Below are 24,211 nucleotides of genomic sequence, written 5' to 3' on the forward strand. Positions count from 1 at the left end.
TGTCGGGGGTGGGGGTCGAGGACGGGTTCTTCGATCTGGGTGGTCATTCGTTGCTGGCGACGCGTCTGGTGAGTCGGGTGCGGTCGGTGCTGGGTGTGGAGTTGCCGATCCGGGCGCTCTTCGAGAACCCGACGGTGGCCGCGCTGGACCGGGTCCTGGACGAGGCCGCCCGCGCCCGCACCGCCCTGGCCCCCGCCCGGCGGCCCGAGACCGTCCCGCTCTCCTCCGCCCAGCGCCGGCTCTGGTTCCTCAACCGGTTCGAGGAGAACTCGGCCGCGTACAACGTGCCGATGGCGGTCCGGCTCTCCGGCGACTTCGACGCGCAGGCGCTGCGGCTGGCCCTCGGCGACGTCGTGGCCCGCCACGAGGCGCTGCGCACCCTCTTCCCCGACGAGCAGGGCCAGCCGCGGCAGCAGATCCTGCCGCCGCTGGTGCCGGAGCTGCCCGTCCGGACCGTCGAGGAGCAGGAGCTGTCCGGCGAACTGGCCTCGGCCGCCAACGCCGGCTTCGACCTGGGCCGCGAACTGCCCCTGCGCGCACAGGTGTTCCGGCTGGGCGAGCGGGACCACGTACTGCTCGTGGTGCTGCACCACATCGCGGCCGACGGCTGGTCGCTGGCCCCGCTGGCCCGGGACCTGTCGGCCGCGTACACCGCCCGCGCGGCGGGCGACGCCCCCGAGTGGGAGCCGCTGCCGGTCCAGTACGCGGACTACACCCTGTGGCAGCGCGAGGTGCTCGGCGAGGAGAGCGAGCCCGACAGCTCGCTGGCCCGCCAGCTCTCCTACTGGCACGAGGCGCTGGCCGAACTGCCGGACGAGATCACGCTGCCCGTCGACCGGCCGCGCCCGCAGCTGCCGAGCCGTCGTGGCGAGAGCGCCGCCGTGCGCATCCCCGCCGCGCTCCACCGGGACCTGGCCGAACTGGCCAAGGAGTCCAACGTCAGCCTCTTCATGGTCATGCAGGCCGGTGTCGCCGCCCTGCTGACCAGGCTCGGCGCGGGCACCGACATCCCGGTCGGCTCGCTGATCGCGGGCCGCACCGACGAGGCGCTCGACGAACTGGTCGGCTTCTTCGTGAACACCCTGGTATTGCGCACGGACACCTCCGGCGACCCGGGCTTCACCGAGCTCCTGGACCGGGTCCGGGAGACCGACCTCGCCGCGTACGCCCACCAGGACGTGCCGTTCGAGCGGCTGGTGGAGGTCCTCAACCCGACGCGTTCGCTGGCCCGGCACCCGCTGTTCCAGGTGATGCTGTCGTTCCAGAACGCGGAGTCGACCGAGCTGGTACTGCCCGGACTGGACGTCACCACGCTCCGGATCGGCCTGGACGCCGCCAAGTTCGACCTGTCGTTCAACCTGGAGGAACGGCAGACCGCCGACGGCGAACCGGACGGCATCACCGGCATGATCGAGTACGCCGTCGACCTGTTCGACCAGGCGACGGCCGAGATGATCGCGGACCGCCTGGTCCGGCTGCTGGCCGCCGCCGCGGCCGGTCCCGACCGGCCCATCGGCGACCTCGCCGTCGCCGTGCCCGGCGAACTCGAACAGGTGCTGGACGACTGGGGCCGGGGCCGCGGCGGATCCACCGGGGCCCGGACCCCCGCGGAGCTGTTCGCGGAGCAGGCCGCCAGGACCCCCGGCGCCACGGCCGTCGTCGCGGCGGACGACACCCTCACCTTCGCCGAGCTCGACGCCCGCGCCAACCGGCTGGCCCAGGTGCTGGCGGCGCGCGGAATCGGCGCCGAGTCCCTGGTGGGCCTGGCCATGCCCCGGTCCGCGGCGCTGGTGACGGCGATCCTCGCGGTGCTCAAGGCGGGCGGCGGCTACGTGCCGCTCGACCCCTCGTACCCGGCCGGCCGGCTGACGTACATGCTCGGCCGCACCCGTCCGGCCCTGGTGCTCACCGGCGCCGACGGCCTGCCCGGCGTGGACACGGCCGGCAGCGAGCTCCTCGGACCGGACGAGCTGGCCGCGGCGACGGCCACCGCCCCCGACCACGCGCCGCGGACGGCGCAGGTCCCGGGCGCGCCCGCCTACGTGATCCACACCTCCGGCTCCACCGGCCGCCCCAAGGGCGTCCTGGTGAGCCACGGTTCCATGGCCGGGCTGTTCCACGCCATGCGCGAGCGGGTGTACGCACCGGCGGCGGACGGGGCCCGGCTGCGCGCCGCGCACTTCGCCTCGTTCTCCTTCGACGCCTCCGTCGACCAGCTGCTGTGGCTGTTCGACGGGCACGAGCTGCACGTCCTGGACGACGAGGTCCGCACCGACCCGGACGCGCTGCTGGCCCACCTCGCCGAACGGCGGGTGGACGCGCTGAGCACCACGCCGTCGTACGCGGCGCAGCTCGTGGCCCGCGGCCTGCTGGACGGCCCGCACCGGCTGCGGGCGCTGGCCCTGGGCGCCGAGGCGGTCCCGGAGCCGCTGTGGCGCCGGCTCGCCGAGACCCCCGGCCTGGCCGCGTTCAACCTGTACGGCCCCACCGAGTGCACGGTCGACTCCGTCGTCGTACGGATCGGTCCGGGCCGCCCGGTCATCGGCCGCCCGGTGCCCGGCACCACCGCCCGGGTGCTCGACGAGCGGCTGCGGCCGGTCCTGCCCGGGGTGCCCGGCGAACTCCACCTGTCCGGGCCCGCGCTGGCCCGCGGCTACGTGGCCGACTCCGCGCTGACGGCCGGCCGGTTCGTGGCGGACCCCTACGGCCCGCCCGGCACCCGGATGTACCGCACCGGGGACCTGGTGCGCTGGCGCGACGGCGTGCTGGAGTACCTCGGCCGCACCGACGACCAGGTGAAGATCCGCGGCTTCCGCATCGAACTCGGCGAGATCGAGTCGGCGCTGTCCGGACAGCCGGGCGTCGCCCAGGCGGCCGTCGTCGTGCGCGAGGACCGGCCCGGGGTGCGCCAGCTGGTCGCCTACACCGTGCCCGCGCCCGACGGGCACCCCGACCCCGACGAGCTGCGGGACCGGCTCGCGGCCGACCTGCCCGACTACATGGTGCCGGTCGCCGTGGTGGTGCTGGACGCCTTCCCGCTCACCCCGAGCGGAAAGGTGGACCGGCGCGCCCTGCCGGCCCCGGACCTCTCCGGCGGTGCCGGACGGACCCCGCACACCCGGCGCGAGGAACTGCTGGCCGGACTCTTCGCCGAGGTGCTCGGCCTGGACGAGGTCGGCGTGGACAGCAGCTTCTTCGACCTGGGCGGCGACAGCATCGTCTCCATCGAACTGGTCAGCCGGGCCCGCGCCCGCGGCCTGGTCTTCAGCCCCCGGGACGTGTTCCGGCACAAGACCGTCGCGGCCCTCGCCGCGGCGGCCGAGGAGCGCGGCGGCGAGGGGGCGAGGGACCCGCAGGACGTGGCCGTCGGCGAGGTGGTGACCCTGCCCATCGTCGACGAACTGCGCGAACTCGGCGGCCCGAGCGACGGCGTCAACCAGGCGACACTGCTCACCGTCCCGGCGGAGCTCGGCGAGCAGCGGCTCGTCACCGCCCTGCGGACCCTGCTCGACCACCACGGCGCGCTGCGCCTGCGGCTCGAACGGGGCGAGAGCTGGCGGCTGGAGGTGGCCGCCCCCGGCACGGTCGACGCCGCACGGATGGTGCGCCGCGTCGACGCGGCCGGCACGGACGGCGACCGGCTGGCCGCACTGATCCGTACGGAGGGCGAGGCGGCCCGCGACCGGCTCGACCCCGAGGCGGGCGTCATGGCGCAGGCGGTCTGGTTCGACGCCGGCCCGCGGGAGTCCGGCCGGCTGCTGCTCGTCCTGCACCACCTCGCGGTGGACGGCGTGTCCTGGCGCATTCTGGTCCCCGACCTGGTCGAGGCGTGGCGGGCCGCGGGGGCGGGCGAACCGGCCGCCCTGGCACCGGAGGGCACCTCCTTCCGGCGCTGGACGCAGCACCTGGCCCGGCTCGCCCACGAGCCGCTGCGCCGTGCCGAACTCCCCTTCTGGCAGCAGACGCTGACCGGCCCCGACCCGGAGCTGGGCAGCCGCCCGATGGACCCGGAGCGGGACACCGTGGGCGCGCTGCGCTCGGTGACGGTCGAACTGCCCGCCGGGCGGGCCGAGGCCCTGCTGACGACGGTCCCCGCGGCCTTCCACGCCGGGGTGAACGACGTCCTGCTCACCGGGCTGGCCCTGGCACTGGCCGACTGGCGCCGCCGCACCGGCCGCGGCCGGGACACCGGTGTGCTGCTGGACCTGGAGAGCCACGGCCGGGAGGACATCGTCGAGGGGGTGGACCTGTCCCGCACCGTCGGCTGGTTCACCAGCAGCCACCCCGTGCGGCTGGACCCGGGCCCGGTGGACGTGGCCGAGGCGATGGCCGCCGGCGAGGCCGCCGGACGCGCGCTCAAGCGGATCAAGGAACAGCTGCGGGCGGTGCCCGACCACGGCATCGGCTACGGGCTGCTGCGCCGCCTCAACGCGGAGACGGCCGTCGAGCTGAGCGGCCGGCCGGCCCCGCAGATCGGATTCAACTACCTGGGCAGGTTCGGGGCGTCGGCCCCGGCCGGCCAGTGGGCACCCGCACCGGAGACCGGTGCGCTGCCCGGACACGCCGAACCGGGCGCGCGGCTGCCGCACGCCCTGGAGATCAACGCCGCTGCCCACGAGAGCGATGCGGGAACCCTGCTCTCGGCGACCCTGTCCTGGCCGGACGGACTGCTGTCCGAGGCCGAGGTCCGGGATCTCGCCGAGACCTGGCTCCGGGCCCTGGAGGCCATCGCCACGCACGCGGAGAACCCCGACGCCGGCGGGTGGACCCCGTCGGACGTCGCACTGACATCACTGACGCAGAGTCAGATCGATCAAGTCCTCGCCGCGGACGACGAGGACGACGAAGAGGATGAAGAGGACGACATGGACTCATTCTGGGGGGACGCACGGTGAACGCTCGGATCGAGGACATCCTGCCGCTCTCACCCCTCCAGGAGGGGCTGCTCTTCCACGCTCTCTACGACCACGGGGCTCCCGACGTCTACACCGTCCAGATCGTCCTCGACATCGAGGGCGAGGTCGACGCGGCGGCCCTGCGCGCCGCCGCCGAGACGCTCCTGCGCCGCCACGCCAACCTGCGCGCCGCGTTCCGCTACGAGGGCCTCGACCGGCCGGTGCAGGTCATCCGGCGCAAGATCAGGCTGCCCTGGTACGAGTTCGACCTGCGCGAGCGCACGGACGAGGACCGGGAGGGCGAACTCGCCCGCATCCTGGAGCTCGACCGGTCCCGGAAGTTCGACCTCGGCAAGGCCCCGCTGATCCGCTTCCTGCTGATCAGGCTCGGCGACGACCGCTACCGGTTCGTGGTGAGCAACCACCACATCCTGCTCGACGGCTGGTCCACCCCGCTGCTGTTCTCGGAGCTGTTCGCGCTCTACCTCAGCCGCGGCGACGACAGCGCCCTGCCGCGCGTCACCCCGTACCGCGACTACCTCGGCTGGCTCGCGGGCCAGGACCGGGGCGCCGCCGAGGAGGCCTGGCGCCACGCGCTGGCCGGGGTCGACGAACCGACCCTGGTCGCGCCCGTGGACGCGGCGCCCGCCCCGGCCCGCCCCGACCGCTTCCTCTTCGAGCTGGACGAGGAGCTGACCGCGCGGCTCAACGCCGTCGCCCGGCAGCACGACGTCACCCTGAACACCGTCGTGCAGACCGTGTGGGGGCTGCTGCTCTCCACGATCACCGGCCGCGACGACGTCATCACCGGCACCACCGTCTCGGTGCGCCCGCCGGACCTCGACGGCGTCCGCAGCATGGTCGGCCTGCTCCTCAACACGCTGCCCCTGCGGCTGCGCATCGACCCGGCCGAGCCGCTGTCCGCACTGCTGTGCCGGGTGCAGGACGAACAGGCCTCGCTCATGCCCCACCAGCACCTGGGGCTGGCCGAGATCCAGGCGCTGACCGGCGCCGGGACGCTCTTCGACACCTCCGTCGTCTTCGAGAACTACCCGGTCGACCCGGACGCGGTGGACGCGCCCATCGGCGGGCTGCGCATCCGCGACGTCGAGGGCCGGGACGCCAACCACTACCCGCTCGGCCTGACCGTGGCGCCCGGCGCCCGCATCCTGCTCAAGCTCGACTACCGGCCCGACGTCTTCGACGAGGGACTCGTGACCCGCCTGGGCGCCCGGATGCGGCAGCTCTTCGAGCAGGTCGCGGACGACGCCGGCCGGCCGGTCGGCCGACTGGCCCTGCTGACCGGCGACGAGCACCGGGCCGTACTGGCCCGCAGCACGGGCCCGCGCCGCGAGGTGCCGGCCGCGACGCTGCCCGACCTCTTCGAGGCACAGGTCGCGCGCACGCCCGACGCGCCCGCCGTGGCGTTCGAGGACACCGAGCTGACCTTCGCCGAACTCGACGACCGGGTGAACCGCCTGGCCCGGCTGCTGATCGAACGCGGCGCCGGCCCCGAGCAGCTGGTCGCCGTGGCCGTGGAACGCTCGGTGGACCTGGCCGCCGCCGTCCTCGCGGTCGTCAAGACCGGCGCCGCCTACCTCCCGATCGACGTCGAACAGCCCGCGGAACGCCTGGAGTTCGTGCTCGGCGACGCCGCGCCGACGCTGCTGCTCGCCACCTCGGCGACCGCCGGCCGGCTGCCCGCAGGGGACCTGCCCGTCCTGGTCCTCGACGACCCGGCGACCACGGCCGCCCGCGAGGCCGCCGCGGCCGTCGCGCCCACCGACGCCGACCGCCTCTCCCCGCTGCGCACCGACCACGCGGTGTACGTCATCTACACCTCCGGCTCCACCGGCCGCCCCAAGGGCGTCGTCGTCGACCACGCCTCCCTCAGCGCCTACCTGGCCTGGGCGCGGGAGCACTACGACGCGGGCGACGGCCGCTGGCTGGTCCACTCGCCGATCTCCTTCGACCTGACGGTGACCGGACTCTTCGTCCCCCTGACCACGGGCGGCTGCGCCCACCTGGTCGAGCTGCGCGAGGGAGCCCCCGACGGGCCGCCCACCCGGCGCCCGGCCCTGGTCAAGGGCACGCCCAGCCACATCCCGATCCTCACCGAACTGCCCGAGGAGTTCTCGCCGACCGAGCAGCTCGTCGTCGGCGGCGAGCTGCTGACCGCGGACGCCGTACGGCTGTGGCGCGAGGCCCGGCCCGGCATCACGATCGTCAACGAGTACGGCCCCACCGAGACGACGGTCGGCTGCACCGAGTTCCGGGTCGGCCCCGACGACGACCTCCCGGAGGCCGCCGTCCCCATCGGCCGCCCCTCCTGGAACACCGGCATCCTCGTCCTGGACAGCGCCCTGCGCCCGGTGGGCCCGGACGTCCCCGGCGAGGTGTACATCAGCGGCACCCATGTGACCCGGGGCTACCTGAACCGGCCCGGACTCACCGCGAGCCGCTTCGTGGCCGACCCGTTCGCCGCCGACGGCTCGCGCATGTACCGCACCGGCGACCTGGCCCGCTGGGGCACCGACGGCGAACTGCGCTTCGTCGCACGCGTCGACGACCAGGTCAAGGTGCGCGGCTACCGCATCGAGCTGGGCGAGATCGAGACCGTCCTCACCACCCACCCCGACGTGGCCCGCACCCTGGCCGTGGTGCGCGAGGACCGGCCGGGGGACCGGCGGATCGTCGCCTATCCGGTGCCCGTCGAGGGGCGCCCCGCCCCCCGCGCCGAGGAGCTGCGCGCCCACGCCGCCCGGTCGCTGCCCGACTACATGGTCCCCGCGGCCTTCGTCGTCGTGGACGACTTCCCGCGCACCCCCAACGGCAAGCTGGACCGGGCCGCGCTGCCCGCCCCCGAGCTCGGCGCCGGCACCGGCGGCCGGGCCCCGCGCGGGCCCCGCGAGGAGCTGATGTGCGGGCTGTTCGCCGAGGTGCTCGGCGTCCCGCGGGTCGGCATCGACGAGAGCTTCTTCGACCTCGGCGGCCACTCGCTGCTGGTGACCCGGCTGGTCGGCCGGATCCGCTCGGTCATGGGCGCCGAACTGCCCATGCGTGCCCTGTTCGAGACCCCGACCGTGGCCGGGCTCGCCGCCCGGCTGGACGGCGCCGAGACCGCCCGTCCGCCGCTCGTCCCGCAGCCCCGCCCGGAGCGGATACCCCTGTCCCTGGCCCAGCGGCGGCTCTGGTTCATCAACGAGGTCGACGGCCCCGGCGGCGCGTACACCGTGCCGCTCGCCGTACGGCTCACCGGTGAACTGGACACCGAGGCCCTGCACGCCGCGCTCGGCGACGTCGTCGAACGCCACGAGACGCTGCGCACCCTCTTCCCCGCCGAGGACGGCACCCCGTACCAGCAGGTCCTCGACGCGGCCGCGGCCGCGGCCCGGCCCGCGCTGCCGGTCGTGGACGTCACCGAGGACGGGCTCACGGCCGCGATGACCGCCGAGGCGGCCCGCGGCTTCGACCTGGCGTCCGCGGCCCCGCTGCGCGCCACCCTGTTCCGCACCGGCCCCGACGCGCACGTCCTGCTGCTGCTGTTCCACCACATCGCCACCGACGGCTGGTCGCTCGCCCCGCTGGGCCGGGACCTGTCGTCCGCCTACCGGGCCCGGCTGGACGGCGACGCCCCGCAGTGGCAGCCGCTGCCGGTGCAGTACGCCGACTACACCCTGTGGCAGCAGGAACTCCTGGGCGACGAGGGCGACCCGGAGAGCCTGATCTCCGGTCAGCTGGACTTCTGGCGCACCACGCTGGCCGACCTCCCGGACCAGCTGGAGCTGCCCACCGACCGGCCGCGGCCCGCCGTGGCCGGGCTCGGCGGGGACACCCTGTCGTTCCGGCTCGGCCCGGAGCTGCACCAGCGGCTCACCGAGCTGGCCCGCGAGGCCAACGTCAGCCTGTTCATGGTGCTCCAGTCCGCCGTCGCGGCCCTGCTGAGCCGGCTCGGCGCGGGCACCGACATCCCGCTGGGCAGCCCCGTCGTCGGCCGGTCCGACGACGCCACCGCGGACCTGGTCGGCTTCTTCGTCAACACCCTGGTGCTGCGCACCGACACCTCCGGCGACCCCACCTTCCGCAAGCTCCTGGAGCAGGTCCGGGAGACCGACCTGGCCGCGTACGCCCACCAGGACGTGCCGTTCGAGCGGCTGGTCGAGGTGCTCAACCCGGCCCGCTCGCTCTCCCGCCACCCGCTGTTCCAGGTGATGGTCACCCTCCAGAACAACGAGACGGCCGAACTCCGGCTGCCCGCCCTCACCGCACGCCCGGTCGAGGTCGGCACCGGCGTCGCCAAGTTCGACCTGTTCTTCGCGTTCGCGGAGGAGCGGGCGGCGGACGGCCGGGCGGCAGGCCTGGAGGGCACCGTCGAGTTCAGCACGGACCTGTACGACCGGACGACGGTCGACACCCTGCTGGCCCGGCTGATCCGCCTGCTGGAAGGGGCGGCCGGCGACCCGGACCGGTCCATCGGCAGGATCGAGATCCTCACCCCCGAGGAGCGCCACCAGGTACTGGAGGGGTGGAACGACACGGCGCGCCCGGTCGCGCCGGTCACCCTGCCCGCGCTCTTCGAGGCGCAGGCGGCCCGCACCCCGGACGCCACCGCGGTGCTCGCCGAGGACGGCGAGCTGGACTACCGCGAGCTCAACACCCGCGCCAACCGGCTGGCCCGGCTGCTGGCCGGGCGGAGGGTCGGACCGGAGAGCCTGGTCGCCCTCGCCGTACCGCGCTCGACGGACCAGATCGTCGCGCTCCTCGCGGTGCTCAAGGCCGGTGCCGCCTATCTGCCGCTCGACCCGGACTACCCTGCCGAACGGCTGGCCCACATGGTCACCGACGCGGCGCCCGCGCTGCTGCTGACCACGTCCGCGACGGCCGGCCGGCTGCCGGACGAGTGCGCGTCGGCCACCACCCGGGTGCTGCTCGACGAGCTGTACGGGCTCGACGCGTACGACGGCGGCGACCTGACCGACGACGAGCGGACCCGCCCGCTGCGGCCGGAGCACCCCGCGTACGTCATCTACACCTCCGGCTCCACCGGCCGCCCCAAGGGCGTCGTCATGCCCGGCTCGGCCATGGTCAACCTGATGGCCTGGCACGCCGGGGCGGTGCCGGGCGGCGAGGGCACCAGGACGGCGCAGTTCACCGCGCTCAGCTTCGACGTGTCGGCGCAGGAGATCCTCTCCACGCTGCTGCACGGAAAGTGCCTGGTCGTCCCGGACGACGCCGTGCGCCGCGACCCGGCCGGTTTCGCCGACTGGCTCGGCCGGCACCGGGTGCAGGAGCTGTACGCGCCCAACCTGGTCATCGACGCGCTCCTCGACGCCCTCGGACCGGACGGCGAACTGCCCGCGCTCACCCATGTGTCGCAGGCCGGTGAGGCCCTGGTGCTCGGCGACCGGATCCGGGCCGCGCACCGGCGCGGCGGCTGGCGGCTGCACAACCACTACGGGCCCACCGAGACCCACGTGGTGACCGGCTGCACCCTGCCCGCCGACACCGACCGCTGGCCCGCCACCGCGTCCATCGGACGGCCGGTCCACAACACGCGTGCGTATGTGCTGGACGCGCGGTTGCGGCCGGTGGCTCCGGGTGTGGCGGGAGAGCTCTATCTCGCGGGTGCGGGTGTGGCGCGTGGTTATCTGAACCGTCCGGGTCTGTCGGCGGAGCGGTTCGTGGCCGATCCGTTCGCCGTGTCGGCCGGTTCGCGGATGTACCGCACGGGTGACCTGGCCCGTTGGTCGGGTGACGGGAACCTGGAGTATCTGGGTCGTACGGACCATCAGGTGAAGATCCGTGGTTTCCGCATCGAGTTGGGGGAGATCGAGGCCGTGCTGGCCGCGCACCCCGACGTCTCCCGCGCCGTCGTCCTGGCCCGACAGGACGGCCCCGGCCGCACCCGGCTGGTGGCCTACACGGTCCCCGCCGACGGCGCCGGGACGGACACCGCCGCCCTGCGCCGGGCCGTCGCCGACGCACTGCCCGACCACATGGTCCCGGCCGCGTTCGTGACCCTGGACGAACTGCCGCTGACCCCCAACGGCAAGCTCGACCGGCGCGCGCTGCCCGACCCCGAGGTGGGCGGCGGCCGGGCCCCGGCCACCCCCGAGGAGGAGCGGCTGTGCGCCCTGTACGCCGAGATCCTGGGCGTGGACACGGTGGGCGCCGAGGACGGCTTCTTCGAACTGGGCGGCCACTCGCTGCTCGCGACCAAGCTGGTCAGCCGCATCCGCACGGAGTTCCGCGTCGAACTCCCGGTGCGAGCCCTGTTCGAGGCCCCCGTCGTGGAGCAGCTGGCCGCCCGCATCGGCGGGGCGGACACCGCCCGCCGGGCCCTGCGGCCCATGGAACGCCCCGCGCTGCTGCCGCTCTCCCCGGCCCAGCGACGGCTCTGGTTCATCAACCGGATGGACCCGCAGGACGCCCGGTACAACCTCGCGCTGGCGGTGCGGCTGACCGGGACCCTGGACACCACCGCGCTGCGGGCGGCGCTCGCCGACGTCGTGGCACGCCACGAGAGCCTGCGGACCGTCTTCCCCGAGATCGACGGCGAACCCCGCCAGCAGGTGCTGGAGGAGTGGCGCCCGGAGCTCGACACCGTGCGCCCCGACGCCGCCGACCTGCCCGCCGCCTTGGCCGCCGAGGCCGGGCGCGGCTTCGACCTGGCATCCGAACCGCCTTTGCGCGCCACCCTGTTCGAGCTCGGCGAGGACACCCGCGTCCTGCTGCTCGGACTGCACCACATCGCCGGTGACGGCTGGTCGCTCGCCCCGCTGGGCCGGGACCTGTCGCAGGCGTACGGGGCCCGCCTGGGCGGCGGCGCCCCCGAGTGGGAGCCGCTGCCGGTCCAGTACGCCGACTACACCCTGTGGCAGCGCGAGGTGCTCGGCGACGAGGACCACGCGGACAGCGAGATGGCCCGCCAGCTCGCCCACTGGAAGACCGAACTGGCCGGACTCCCCGACCAGTTGGAACTGCCGACCGACCGCCGCCGGCCCGCCGTCGCGACCTTCCGGGGCGGGCGCGCCCCGCTGCGCATCGACGCGGAACTGCACCGGCGCCTGGCCCGGCTGGCCCAGCAGCGCTCCACCAGCCTGTTCATGGTGGTGCAGGCGGGCCTCGCGGCCCTGCTGACCCGGCTCGGCGCGGGCACCGACATCCCGGTCGGCACCGCCGTCGCGGGCCGCACCGACGAGGCGCTCGACGAGCTGGTCGGCTGCTTCATCAACACCCTGGTGCTGCGCACCGACACCTCCGGCAACCCGGCCTTCGGCGAACTCCTGGACCGGGTCCGGGAGACCGACCTGGCGGCGTACGCCCACCAGGACGTGCCGTTCGAGCGGCTGGTCGAGGTGCTCAACCCGGCCCGCTCGCTCTCCCGCCACCCGCTGTTCCAGGTGATGATCACCCTCCAGAACAACGAGACCGCCCGCCTCGGCCTGCCCGGACTCGACGTCCGGCCCGAGGACATCGGCGGCGGCGCGGTCCGCTTCGACCTGCTGCTGGACCTCTCCGAGCGGTTCACCGCCGACGGGACGCCGGACGGGCTGACCGGCGCGCTCGACTACAGCGCCGACCTGTTCGACCAGGCCACGGCGGAACGCGTCGTCGAGCAGTTCGTCCGCGTCCTGGAGGCCGGCGCGGCCGACCCCGCGGCACGCATCGGCGACATCGACGTGCTCGGGGCGCGGGAGCGCCACCGCGTGCTGGAGGAGTGGAACGACACCGCCGCCGAACTGTCCGGGGCGACCCTGCCCGAGCTCTTCGAGGCGCGGGCGGCCCGCACCCCGGACGCCGTCGCCCTGCTCACCGAGGACGGGCCGGACGCCTGCGCGGAGCTGACCTACGCGCAGCTCAACGCCCGCGCCAACCGGCTGGCGCACCGGCTGCTCGCGGCCGGTGCCGGACCGGAGCGGTTCGTCGCCCTGGCCCTGCCGCGCTCGCAGCAGCTGATCGTCGCGATGCTGGCCGTGCTCAAGACCGGCGCCGGCTACCTGCCGGTGGACCCGGACTACCCGGCCGACCGGATCGCGCACATGCTCGACGACGCCCGCCCGGTGCTCGTCGTCACCGACACCGAGGAGACCGCCACCGGCGGTGTGCCGCGCCTGGTCCTCGACCCGGCCGACGACTCGTACGGTGCCGGGGAGACGCTGCCCGGCACCGACCCGACCGACCGGGACCGCCCGGTGCCGCTGACGCCCGCCCACCCGGCGTACGTCATCTACACCTCGGGCTCCACCGGCCGCCCCAAGGGCGTCGTGATCCCGCACTCCGCCCTGGTCAACTTCCTCACCGCGATGACGGACCGCTTCCCGGTCGGGGCGGCGGACCGGCTCCTCGCCGTGACCACGGTCGCCTTCGACATCCACACCCTGGAGATCCACGCCCCGCTGCTCGGCGGCGCGGGCGTGGTCCTGGCGGACCGCGGGACGGTGCGCGACCCGGACGCCCTGTCCGCGCTCGCCGTCCGCACCGGGGCCACCCTGATGCAGGCCACCCCGTCGCTGTGGCAGGAACTGGTCACCGCCCACCCCGACCGGATGCGCGGACTGCGCATGCTCGTCGGCGGCGAGGCGCTGCCGCCCGGCCTCGCGGCCGGGATGCGGGAGCTCGCCGCAGAGGTGACCAACCTCTACGGGCCCACCGAGACGACCGTGTGGTCCACCGCCCTCGCGCTCACCGACCGGCCCGGCGCCCCCGCCATCGGCACCCCCGTGCGCAACACGCGTGCGTATGTGCTGGACGCGCGGTTGCGGCCGGTGGCTCCGGGTGTGGCGGGAGAGCTCTATCTCGCGGGTGCGGGTGTGGCGCGTGGTTATCTGAACCGTCCGGGTCTGTCGGCGGAGCGGTTCGTGGCCGATCCGTTCGCCGTGTCGGCCGGTTCGCGGATGTACCGCACGGGTGACCTGGCCCGTTGGTCGGGTGACGGGAACCTGGAGTATCTGGGTCGTACGGACCATCAGGTGAAGATCCGTGGTTTCCGCATCGAGCTGGGGGAGATCGAGGCCGTGCTGGCCGCGCACCCCGACGTCTCCCGCGCCGTCGTCACCGTCCACGCGCAGGGCTCGTCGCGGGCCCGCCTCGTGGCGTACCTGGTGCCCGCGGGCGACCGGACGCCCCAGCCGGCCGCCGTCCGCGAGCACGCGGCCGACGCGCTGCCCGACCACATGGTCCCGGCCGCCCTCATGGTCCTGGACGAACTGCCGCTGACCCCCAACGGGAAGGTGGACCGGGCGGCCCTGCCGGACCCGGAGTTCCGGGCCGCCGAGGAGGGGCGCGCACCGCGCACGCCCGCCGAGGAGATCCTGTGCGGACTGTTCGCCGAGATCCTCGGGGCACCCCGGGTGGGCATCGACGACAGCTTCTTCGACCTGGGCGGGCACTCGCTCCTCGCCACCCGGCTGGTCAGCCGCATCCGGTCGGCCTTCGGCGTCGAACTGCCCGTCCGGGCCCTGTTCGAGGCGCCCACGGTGGCCGGGCTGACCGTCCACCTGGACGAGGCCGCGGCCGCCCGCCGCGCCCCGGCCGTCGTGCCCGACCGGCCCGAGCGCATCCCGCTCTCCTTCGCCCAGCGGCGGCTCTGGTTCATCAACCGCTTCGACGAGCAGAGCAGCACGTACAACATGCCCTTCGCGGTGCGGCTGCGCGGCGCCCTCGACGCGTCCGCGCTGCGCACGGCCCTGGCCGACGTGGTCGAACGGCACCAGAGCCTGCGCACCACCTTCCCCGAGGTGGACGGGGTGCCCTGCCAGCACGTCCTGTCCGTCGACGAGGCCGCGCCGGCGATGCCCGTCGTCGTGACCACCGAGGAGAGCCTGCCCCAGGAGCTGGCCGCCGCGGCGGCCGAGGGCTTCGACCTGGCGGCCGAACCGCCGCTGCGCGCCACGCTGTTCGCGCTGGCGCCCGAGGAACACGTGGTGCTGCTGCTGGTGCACCACATCGCCGGTGACCGCTGGTCGCTGGCCCCGCTGGCCGGCGACCTGGCCGCGGCGTACGCGGCCCGGAGCGCGGGCGGGGCGCCCGGCTGGGCGGACCTGCCGCTCCAGTACGTGGACTACACGCTGTGGCAGCACCGGGTGCTCGGCTCCGACGAGGACCCGGACAGCGTGATCTCCCGTCAGCTGGACTTCTGGACCCGGGCGGTGGAAGGACTGCCCGAGGAGCTGGACCTGCCCACGGACCGGCCCCGCCCGGCCCGTACCGAGTTCCGCGGCGACGAGATCACCTTCGAGCTGGGCCCCGAGCTGCACACCCGGCTCACGGAGCTGGCCCGCACCCATCGGGCCAGCCTCTACATGGTGCTCCAGGCCGGACTCGCGGCCCTGCTCACCCGGCTCGGCGCCGGCACCGACCTGCCGATCGGCTGCGCGGTCGCCGGACGCGACGACGAGGCCCTCGACGACCTGGTCGGCTTCTTCGTCAACACCCTGGTGCTGCGCACCGACACCTCGGGCGACCCCGGCTTCGCGGAGCTGATCGACCGGGTCCGGCGCACCGACCTGGCCGCCTTCGCCCACCAGGACCTGCCCTTCGAGCTGCTCGTCGAGAAGCTCAACCCGGAGCGGGTGGCGGGCCGGCACCCGCTGTTCCAGATCGCGCTCGGGCTGCAGAACGCCACGCCCGAACCGCGCGACCTGACCGGTCTGGACACCCGGGCCGAACCGCTGGGCGTCAAGGTGTCCCGGTTCGACCTGCTGTTCAACCTGGTCGAGAAGCACGACGCCGAGGGCCGGGCGGCCGGCCTGTTCGGGGTCGCCGAGTACAGCACCGACCTGTTCGACGCCGGTACCGTACGGGGCCTGGCCGAGCGGCTGGAGCGGCTGCTGACGGCGGCCGCCGCCGACCCGGAACTGCCGATCGGCGCCCTCGACCTGCTGGCCCCCGAGGAGCGGCACCGGGTCCTGGTCGAGTGGAACGACACCGGCCGGGAGGTCCCGGCGCTGCCGGTGCCCGCCCTCTTCGAGGCCCAGGTGTCCCGCGCCCCCGGCCGCACCGCGCTGGTGCACGAGGGCCGCACCCTGACGTACGCCGAGCTCAACGCGCGGGCCAACCGGCTGGCCCGGGTCCTGGTGGACCGGGGCGTCGGACCGGAGCGGATCGTGGCGCTGGCGCTGCCCCGGGGCATCGACCAGGTGGTCGCCGTCCTCGCCGTGCTGAAGGCGGGCGGCGCCTACCTGCCGGTCGACCCGGACTACCCGGCGGACCGGATCGCGTACATGCTGGCCGACTCCCGGCCCACGCTGCTGATCGGTCACGCGGCGACCGCCGCCGCGCTGCCCGGCCACGACACGCCCGTGCTGCTGCTCGACGCGCCGGGGACCGGCGAGGAGACGGCCGCGCGCGCCGACGGCGACCTCACCGATGCCGAGCGCCTCGACGGGCTGCTGCGCGCCCACCCGGCGTACGTGATCTACACCTCGGGCTCCACCGGCCGCCCCAAGGGCGTCGTGGTGTCCCACGAGGGACCGGCCAGCCTGGCCTTCGGGCAGATCGACCGGTTCGCGGTCGGCGAGGACGCCCGGGTGCTGCAGTTCGCCTCGCCCAGCTTCGACGCCGCGTTCTCCGAGCTGTGCATGGCCCTGCTGTCGGGCGCCGCGCTGGTGCTCGCGGAGCGCGACCGGATGCTGCCGGGCGCCCCGCTGGCCGAGCTGATGGACACGGAGCGGATCACGCACGTGACCCTGCCGCCCGTCGCGCTGACGGTGCTGCCGCCCGAGGCCATGACCACGGTCACCACCCTGGTCGTCGCGGGCGACGCGGTCTCCCGCGAATCGGTCGCCCGGTGGGCGCCCGACCGCAGGATGATCAACGCCTACGGGCCCACCGAGACGACGGTGTGCGCCACCATGAGCCGGCCGCTCGCGGCCGGGGACGGCGCACCGCCCATCGGCCGCCCGATCGACAACGCCAGGGTGTACGTCCTGGACGGGCGGCTCGCCCCGGTGGCCCCCGGCGCGGTCGGGGAGCTCTACGTGGCGGGCGCGGGCCTGGCCCGCGGCTACCTGGGCCGCCCCGCGCTGACCGGCGGCCGCTTCGTCGCCGACCCGTTCTCCGGGTCCGGCGGCCGGATGTACCGCACCGGCGACCTGGTGCGCTGGGGCGACGACGGCGAACTGCGGTTCGTCGGCCGCGCCGACCACCAGGTCAAGGTCCGCGGCTTCCGCATCGAGCCGGGCGAGGTCGAGTCCCTGCTGGTCGGCCACCCGGACGTGGCCCAGGCCGCGGTGATCGTCCGCGAGGACCGGCCCGGCGACCGCCAGCTCGTCGGCTACGTCGTCCCCGCCGATCGTTCCGGGGACGCCGACGGCGCCCGCGACGCGGCCGACGCCGTGGAACAGGTCGACGAGTGGCGCGAGGTCTACGACACGCACTACCGCCAGGAGGCCGAGGTCGGGGAGTTCGGCGAGAACTTCTCCGGCTGGTTCAGCAGCTACGACGGCGCGCCCATCGAGCTGGAGCAGATGTGGCAGTGGCGGGCCGCCACCGTCGAGCGCATCCTCGCGCTGAAGCCGTCCCGGGTGCTCGAACTCGGCGTCGGCAACGGCCTGATCCTGTCCAAGGTCGCCCCGCACGTCGAGACGTACTGGGGCACCGACTTCTCCTCGCAGGCCATCGAGGCGCTGCGCGCCCAGGTGGACCGGGAGGAGACCCTCGCCGGACGGGTGGAGCTGAGCACCGGGGCCGCCCACGAGACGGACGGGCTGCCCCGGGACTTCTTCGACCTGGTGGTCGTCAACTCGGTCGCCCAGTACTTCCCCAACGCCGACTACCTGGAGGACGTCGTCCGCAAGGCCGTCGCCCTGGTGGCGCCGGGCGGCAGCGTCTTCGTCGGCGACGTGCGCAACCTGCGCACCCTGCGGGGCTTCGCGGCCGGCGTGACGCTGAACCGCTGGTCGCCCGAGGAGGGAGTGGCCGCGCTGCGCCGGGGCGTCGAGCAGAGCGTCGTGATGGAGAAGGAGCTGCTGGTCGACCCGGCCTTCTTCAGCGCCCTGGCCGACACCGTCCCCGGCCTGTCCGCCGACATCGCGGTCAAGCGCTCCACCTGGAGCAACGAGCTGACCCGGCACCGCTACGACGCGGTCCTGCGCACCGGTGGCCGGCCCTCCGACGGCCCCGCCGCCCCCGAACCCCGGGAAGCGGCGTGGGACACCCTCACGGACGGCCTGGACGCACTGGCCGCCCTGCTGGAGTCCCCGGACGCGCTGCGGGTGACCGGGGTGCCCAACGCCCGGCTCGCCGGCGAGTTCGGCGCGCTGCGGGCCATGGAGGCCGAGGCGGAGCCGTCCGCCGTCGTCGAGGCGTGGACCCGGCCGGAACAGGCCGGGGTGGAGCCCGAGGAGCTGTGGCTGCTGGCCGGCCGACTGGGCAGGCCGGTGGCCGTGACCTGGTCGGACAACGCCGGTGAGGGCGCCGTCGACGTGGTGTTCGGGGCCCCGGGCGAAGCGACGCCCGTGGTGTGCCCGAAGGTCCGCCCCGGCGCCTCGATCGGCTCGTACACCAACGACCCGGTGGGCAACCGCGAGGTCGGCAGCCTGGTCGCCGCACTGCGCACGCACCTCGCCGGGCGGCTGCCCGACTACATGGTCCCCGCGGCGATCGTGCCGCTGGAGGCCCTGCCGGTCACGCCCAACGGAAAGCTGGACCGCAAGGCACTGCCCGCTCCGGACTTCGACGCCGCCTCCGGCGGACGCGCGCCGGGCACCGAGCGCGAGGAGCGGCTGTGCGCCCTGTTCGCCGAGGTCCTCGGACTGTCCTCGGTCGGCGCCGAGAGCAGCTTCTTCGAGCTGGGCGGCGACTCCATCCTCTCCATCCAGCTGGTCAGCCGGGCCCGCCGGGCGGGCCTGGTCATCACGCCGCGGGAGGTCTTCGAGCACAAGACCGTCGAGGCACTGGCCCTGGTGGCGGGGAGCGTGGACACCGCGCGGCGGGCGGAGCCCGACGTCCCGGTGGGCGAGCTCGCCTTCACCCCGATCATGCACTGGCTGGCCGGACTGGGCGGCCGGAGCGACGCGTTCAGCCAGTCCATGCTGGCGCCCGTGCCCGCGGGCAGCGACCCCGCCGCGGTGAGCGCGGCCCTGGACGCGCTGCTGGACCACCACGACGTGCTGCGGGCCGTACTGGACCCGGCCCCGGCCCGGTCGATGGAGATCCGCCCGGCCGGCGCGGTCACCTCCGCCGACGTGCTGCGCCGGGTGGACGTCGCGGGCCTGGACGACGCCGCGGTGCGCGCCGCCGTCGACGAGCACGCGGCGCGCGCCGTGCGGCTGCTCGATCCGGAGGGCGGCGTCATGCTCCGGGCGACCTGGTTCGACGCGGGCGCCGGTGCCCCCGGCTGCCTGCTGTTCACCGCGCACCACCTGGTCGTCGACGGGGTGTCCTGGCGCATCCTGCTGCCCGACCTGGACCAGGCGCTCGCGGCCGCGGGCGCCGGGCGCGAGATCGTCCTGCAACCGGTGGGCACCTCCCTGCGGTCCTGGTCGAAGTGGCTCGCCGAGGAGGCCGTGCGCCCGTCCCGGACCGCCGAACTGGCCCACTGGCAGCAGACGCTGACCGGGCCGGACGGACGCCCGGAACCGCTGTTCGGCTCCCGCCCGCTGGACCCGCGCCGCGACGTGGCGGACACCCTGCGCCGCTTCACGCTGCGACTGCCCGCCACCGGCCTGCTGGACGCCGTCCCCACGGCCTTCCACGCCGGGGTGTCCGACGTGCTGCTGACCGGCCTGGCACTGGCGGCGACCCGTCGCCGCGAGGCGGACGGCCACCGCGACACGGTGCTGGTGGACGTCGAGGGACACGGCCGCTACGAGCCCGAGGGCATCGACCTGTCCCGTACCGTCGGCTGGTTCACCGCCCTGTACCCGGCCCGGCTCGACCCGGGCACACCCGACTGGGACGAGGTGCGCAGCGGCGGACCGGCCGTCGGCCGGGCGCTCAAGCGGGTCAAGGAGCAGCTGCGCGCGGTGCCCGGCGACGGGCTCGGCCACGGGCTGCTGCGCCACCTCAACCCGGAGACCGCCGAGGAGCTGTCCCGGTTCGACGCCCCGCAACTGGCGTTCAACTACCTGGGACGCGTGCCCGGTCCGGGTTCCGCCGACGCGGCGGACGAGGGCGTGGTCACCACGGGCAGCGGCGGTTTCGACCCCCGCATGCCGCTGGGGCACGCGCTGGAGGTCAACTGCCTGGTCGAGGACGGCCCGGACGGGCCGTGGCTGTCGGCCACCTGGTCCTGGCCCGGCGAGCTGATGGCCGATCAGGAGGTGCGGGCGCTGGCCGACGACTGGTTCGCCGCGCTGGAGGGCCTGGTGACCCACGCCGGACAGCCGGGCGCGGGCGGACGCACCCCCTCCGACCTGCCGCTGGTCCCGATGGCCCAGGACGAGATCGAACGGCTGGAGCGCGCCTGGCCGCTGCTGGACGAGGTGCTGCCCCTGGCCCCGCTCCAGGAGGGCCTGCTCTTCCACGCGCTCTACGAGACGGACGCGGACAGCTACACCGTGCAGCTCTCCCTGGACATGACCGGGGAACTGGACGGCGACGCGCTGGCCGCCGCCGCCGGACAGGTGCTGCGCCGCCACGGCAACCTGCGGGCCGGGTTCTGGCACGAGAACGGCGGGAAGCCGGTGCAGTTCATCCCCGCCGAGGTCGAACTGCCCTGGTTCTCGTACGACCTGACCGGGCACGCCGAGGAACTGCGCGGGGCCGAGCTGGAGCGGATCCTGGCCGCGGAACTGGCGGCGGGCTTCGACCCGGCGCGTCCGCCGCTGATCCGCTTCGCCCTGGTCCGGCTCGCCGCCGACCGCTACCGCTTCGTCGTGACGAACCACCACATCCTGCTGGACGGCTGGTCGATGCCGGTGGTGCTGGCGGAACTGGCCGCCTGCTACTCGGGCGCGGGCTCCGCCCTGCCCCGCGTCACCCCCTACCGGGACTACCTCGGCTGGCTGGCGGAGCAGGACCGCTCGGCGGCCGAACTGGCCTGGAGCCGGGCGCTGGAGGGCCTGGAGGAACCGACGCTGCTCGCGCCGGCCGGTGGCGAGCCGGCCGTCGCCGAACGCATCGAGCTGGACCTGCCCGCGGACTTCACCGCGGAGCTGACCGCCGCGGGACGGCGGCTCGGGGTCACGCTCAACACCCTGGTGCAGACGGCCTGGGGCGTGCTCCTGGGCCGGCTGACCGGCCGCGACGACGTGACCTTCGGTGCCACCGTGTCGGGCCGGCCCCCGGAGATCTCCGGGATCGAGACCATGGTCGGGCTCTTCATCAACACCCTGCCGGTGCGGATCAGGCTCCGGCCCGAGGAGACGCTCGCCGAACTCCTGGACCGGGTCCAGTCCGAGCAGCTCGCGCTGCTGCCGCACCAGTACCTCGGTCTCGCGGACATCCAGCGGATCGCCGGTGTCGGTGAACTCTTCGACACCGCGACCGTCTTCGAGAACTACCCCACCGCACCGGGCGGCCTGTCGGCCCCCGACGGTGCGGCACCCGCCGTACGGGTCTCGGCGACCGATCTGCGCGACGCCACGCACTACCCGCTGAGCCTGGCGGCGGCCCTCGTGGGGGACCACCTCCACGTGCGGCTCGACCACCGGCCCGACGTGCTCGGCCGGGAGGAGGCCGGGCAGCTCGTCGACCGGCTGCGCCAGGTGCTGCGGACCATGGCCGAGCACCCCGGCACCCGGGTCGGCCGGCTGGACCCGCTGCCCGCGGGCGAGCGGCAGCGGCTGCTCGCGGCGGGCGACGACCGCGGCCTGGCGGCCGCCGCCGCCACCCTGCCGGAACTGTTCGAGGCGCAGGTCGCGCGCACCCCGGACGCCCTCGCGGTGGTCGCGGACGGCACCCGGCTCGACTACGCGGAGCTGAACGCCCGCGCCAACCGGGTGGCCAGGCTGCTGGTCTCCCGGGGCGCCGGGCCCGACCGCCTCGTGGCGGTCACCGGCCCCGCGTCGGTGGACTGGCTGGTCGCCCTGCTCGGGGTGGCCAAGGCGGGCGCGGGATACGTACCGCTGGACCCCGCCCTGCCGGCCGACCGGATCGCCTTCCTGCTGGAGGACGCCCGGCCGATGCTGGTGCTGGACACCGGGTCGGGGGCCGTGCTTCCGGGACCGGTGGTCGGACGCGGTGAACTCGCCGCGGTCGGTGCCCGGTTCGCGGACGGGAACCTCGCCCGGGACGAGCGCACCGCCCCGCTGCACCCGGGCCACCCGGCGTACGCCGTGTACACCTCCGGTTCCACCGGGCAGCCCAAGGGCGTCGTGGTCACCCACGAGAGCCTGACCAACCTGGCCGCCGACCACATCGGACGGTTCGGGATCTCGGCGGGCAGCCGGGTCCTCCAGGCCGTGTCGACCAGCTTCGACCCGTCGCTCGCCGACGTGACGATGGCCCTGCTCTCCGGCGCCGCCCTGGTGCTGCCGCCGGCCCCCGGGCTGAACGGCGAGCAACTGGCCGACGTGCTGGAGCGGGAGGCCGTCACGCACGTGATGCTGGCCGCCCCCGTCGCCGCGACCCTGCCGGACCGGCCGCTGCCCGCGCTGCGGGCCCTGGTGCTGGGCGGCGAGTCCCTGAGCCGGGCGCTGGTGGCCCGGTTCGCCGCCGGACGCCAGGTGTTCAACGCCTACGGGCCCACCGAGACGACCGTGGCCGCGACCGTCAGCACCCCGCTCGGACCGGTGGGCGGCGTGCCGCCGATCGGCCGTCAGGTCAGGGGAGCGGCGGCGTACGTCCTGGACGGGGCGCTGCGGCCGGTGCCGGAGGGCACCGTCGGCGAGCTGTACGTGGCGGGCGCGGGCGTCGCCCGCGGCTACCTGGACCGGCCCGGGCTCACCGGACAGCGGTTCGTCGCCGACCCGTTCGCGGGCGACGGCGCGCGGATGTACCGCACCGGCGACCTGGTGCGCCGCCACACCGGCGGCGACCTGGAGTTCGTCGGACGCGCCGACCAGCAGATCAAGCTGCGCGGCTTCCGCATCGAGCTGGGCGAGATCGAGTCCGTGCTCGCCGGCTGCCCCGGTGTGGACCGGGCGGCCGTGGCGCTCAGGGAGGACCGGCCGGGCGTCCGCCGCCTGGTGGCCTACCTGGTGCCGGAGGAGGGCGCCGAGCCCGCCGACCCGCGCGCCCACGCCGCCGCCGCGCTGCCGCAGTACATGGTGCCGTCCGTGTTCGTGACGCTGGAGCGGCTGCCGCTCACGGCGAACGGCAAGGTGGACCGGGCGGCCCTGCCCGAGCCCCGCACGGAGCAGTCGGCGGGCCGCGGCCCGCGCTCCCCCCGCGAGGAGGAGATGTGCCGGCTGTTCGCCGAGGTGCTCGGCGTCGACCGGGTCTTCGTGGACGACGACTTCTTCGAGCTCGGCGGCGACTCCCTCGCCGCGACCCGGCTCACCGGCCGGGTGCGGGCGGTGTTCGGCGTCAGGACGAGCATCAGCACCCTGTTCCGTTCGCCGAACGTGGCCGAATTCACCGAACGGATCGGCACGGAGAACGAACAGGACCCGTTCGACGTCCTGTTGCCGCTGCGTACAGGCCAGGACGGCCCCGCGCTGTTCTGCGTGCACCCTGCGGCCGGAATCAGCTGGACCTATTCCGGATTGCTCCGTCATATCGACCCGCAGTATTCCGTCTATGGAATTCAGGCCCGCGGCCTTTCCGGTCCCGCGGAACTCCCGGAAACCATTTCGGAAATGGCGGCCGACTATCTGGAGCAGATTCGCACGGTACAGGCGAGCGGCCCGTACCGACTGCTCGGCTGGTCGATCGGCGGGGTGATCGCGCACGAGATGGCCGTCCAGTTGGAGGAGGCCGGCGAACAGGTCGAACTGCTGGCCGCGCTGGACTCCTACCCCGAGGCCGTCACCGACGACCGGGTGGCCGCCGAGGAGGCGGACGTGCTGGCGGCGCTGCTCCAGTTCACCGGGATCGACCCGGCGTCGGTCACCGGGGAGCTCACCGCGGGGCTGGTCGCCGGGCTCGTGGCCGGGACCGGGAGCGCCCTGTCCGGCCTGGACGAGGAGCGCATCGCGGCCCTGGTGGCCGCATGCAGGAACATGCAGCGGGCCACCCATCGGCCTCGTCTTTTCCGTGGCGACCTCCTAATGTTCGTCGCAACGCGAAACAAGAATTCCGGGTCGCCGAATCCGCAGGCATGGTCGCCCTATACGGGCGGTCGCATCCACACCGTGAACATCGACTGTGACCACGACGACATGACGAATCCCGAACCGATCGGACACATCGGCCGGGTGCTCGCAGAGAAACTTGGTGCCATGAAGGTCACGGGCCCCGCGTCCTGAATTCAGAAGACCGAATCCTGA

Annotated in this window: 2 protein-coding genes; both read left to right on the top strand. The window is 74.6% G+C overall.

Going from position 1 to position 24,211, the window contains the following annotated elements; all coding sequences use genetic code 11:
* Nucleotides 1–8: 8 nt before the first annotated feature.
* A complete protein-coding gene (locus EAO76_RS29760) occupies nt 9–4,895 on the top strand; it encodes a non-ribosomal peptide synthetase (protein WP_148838990.1) in 4,887 nt (1,628 codons plus the stop codon).
* Nucleotides 4,892–24,190, top strand: coding sequence for a non-ribosomal peptide synthase/polyketide synthase (locus tag EAO76_RS29765; protein WP_148838991.1), 19,299 nt, complete (start codon nt 4,892–4,894; stop codon nt 24,188–24,190). Before EAO76_RS29760 ends, EAO76_RS29765 begins: the two co-directional genes overlap by 4 nt.
* The last annotated feature ends 21 nt before the right edge of the window (nt 24,191–24,211 follow it).

It is taken from the genome of Streptomyces sp. sk2.1 (assembly GCF_008120935.1).
In the GTDB taxonomy this organism is placed as follows: domain Bacteria; phylum Actinomycetota; class Actinomycetes; order Streptomycetales; family Streptomycetaceae; genus Streptomyces.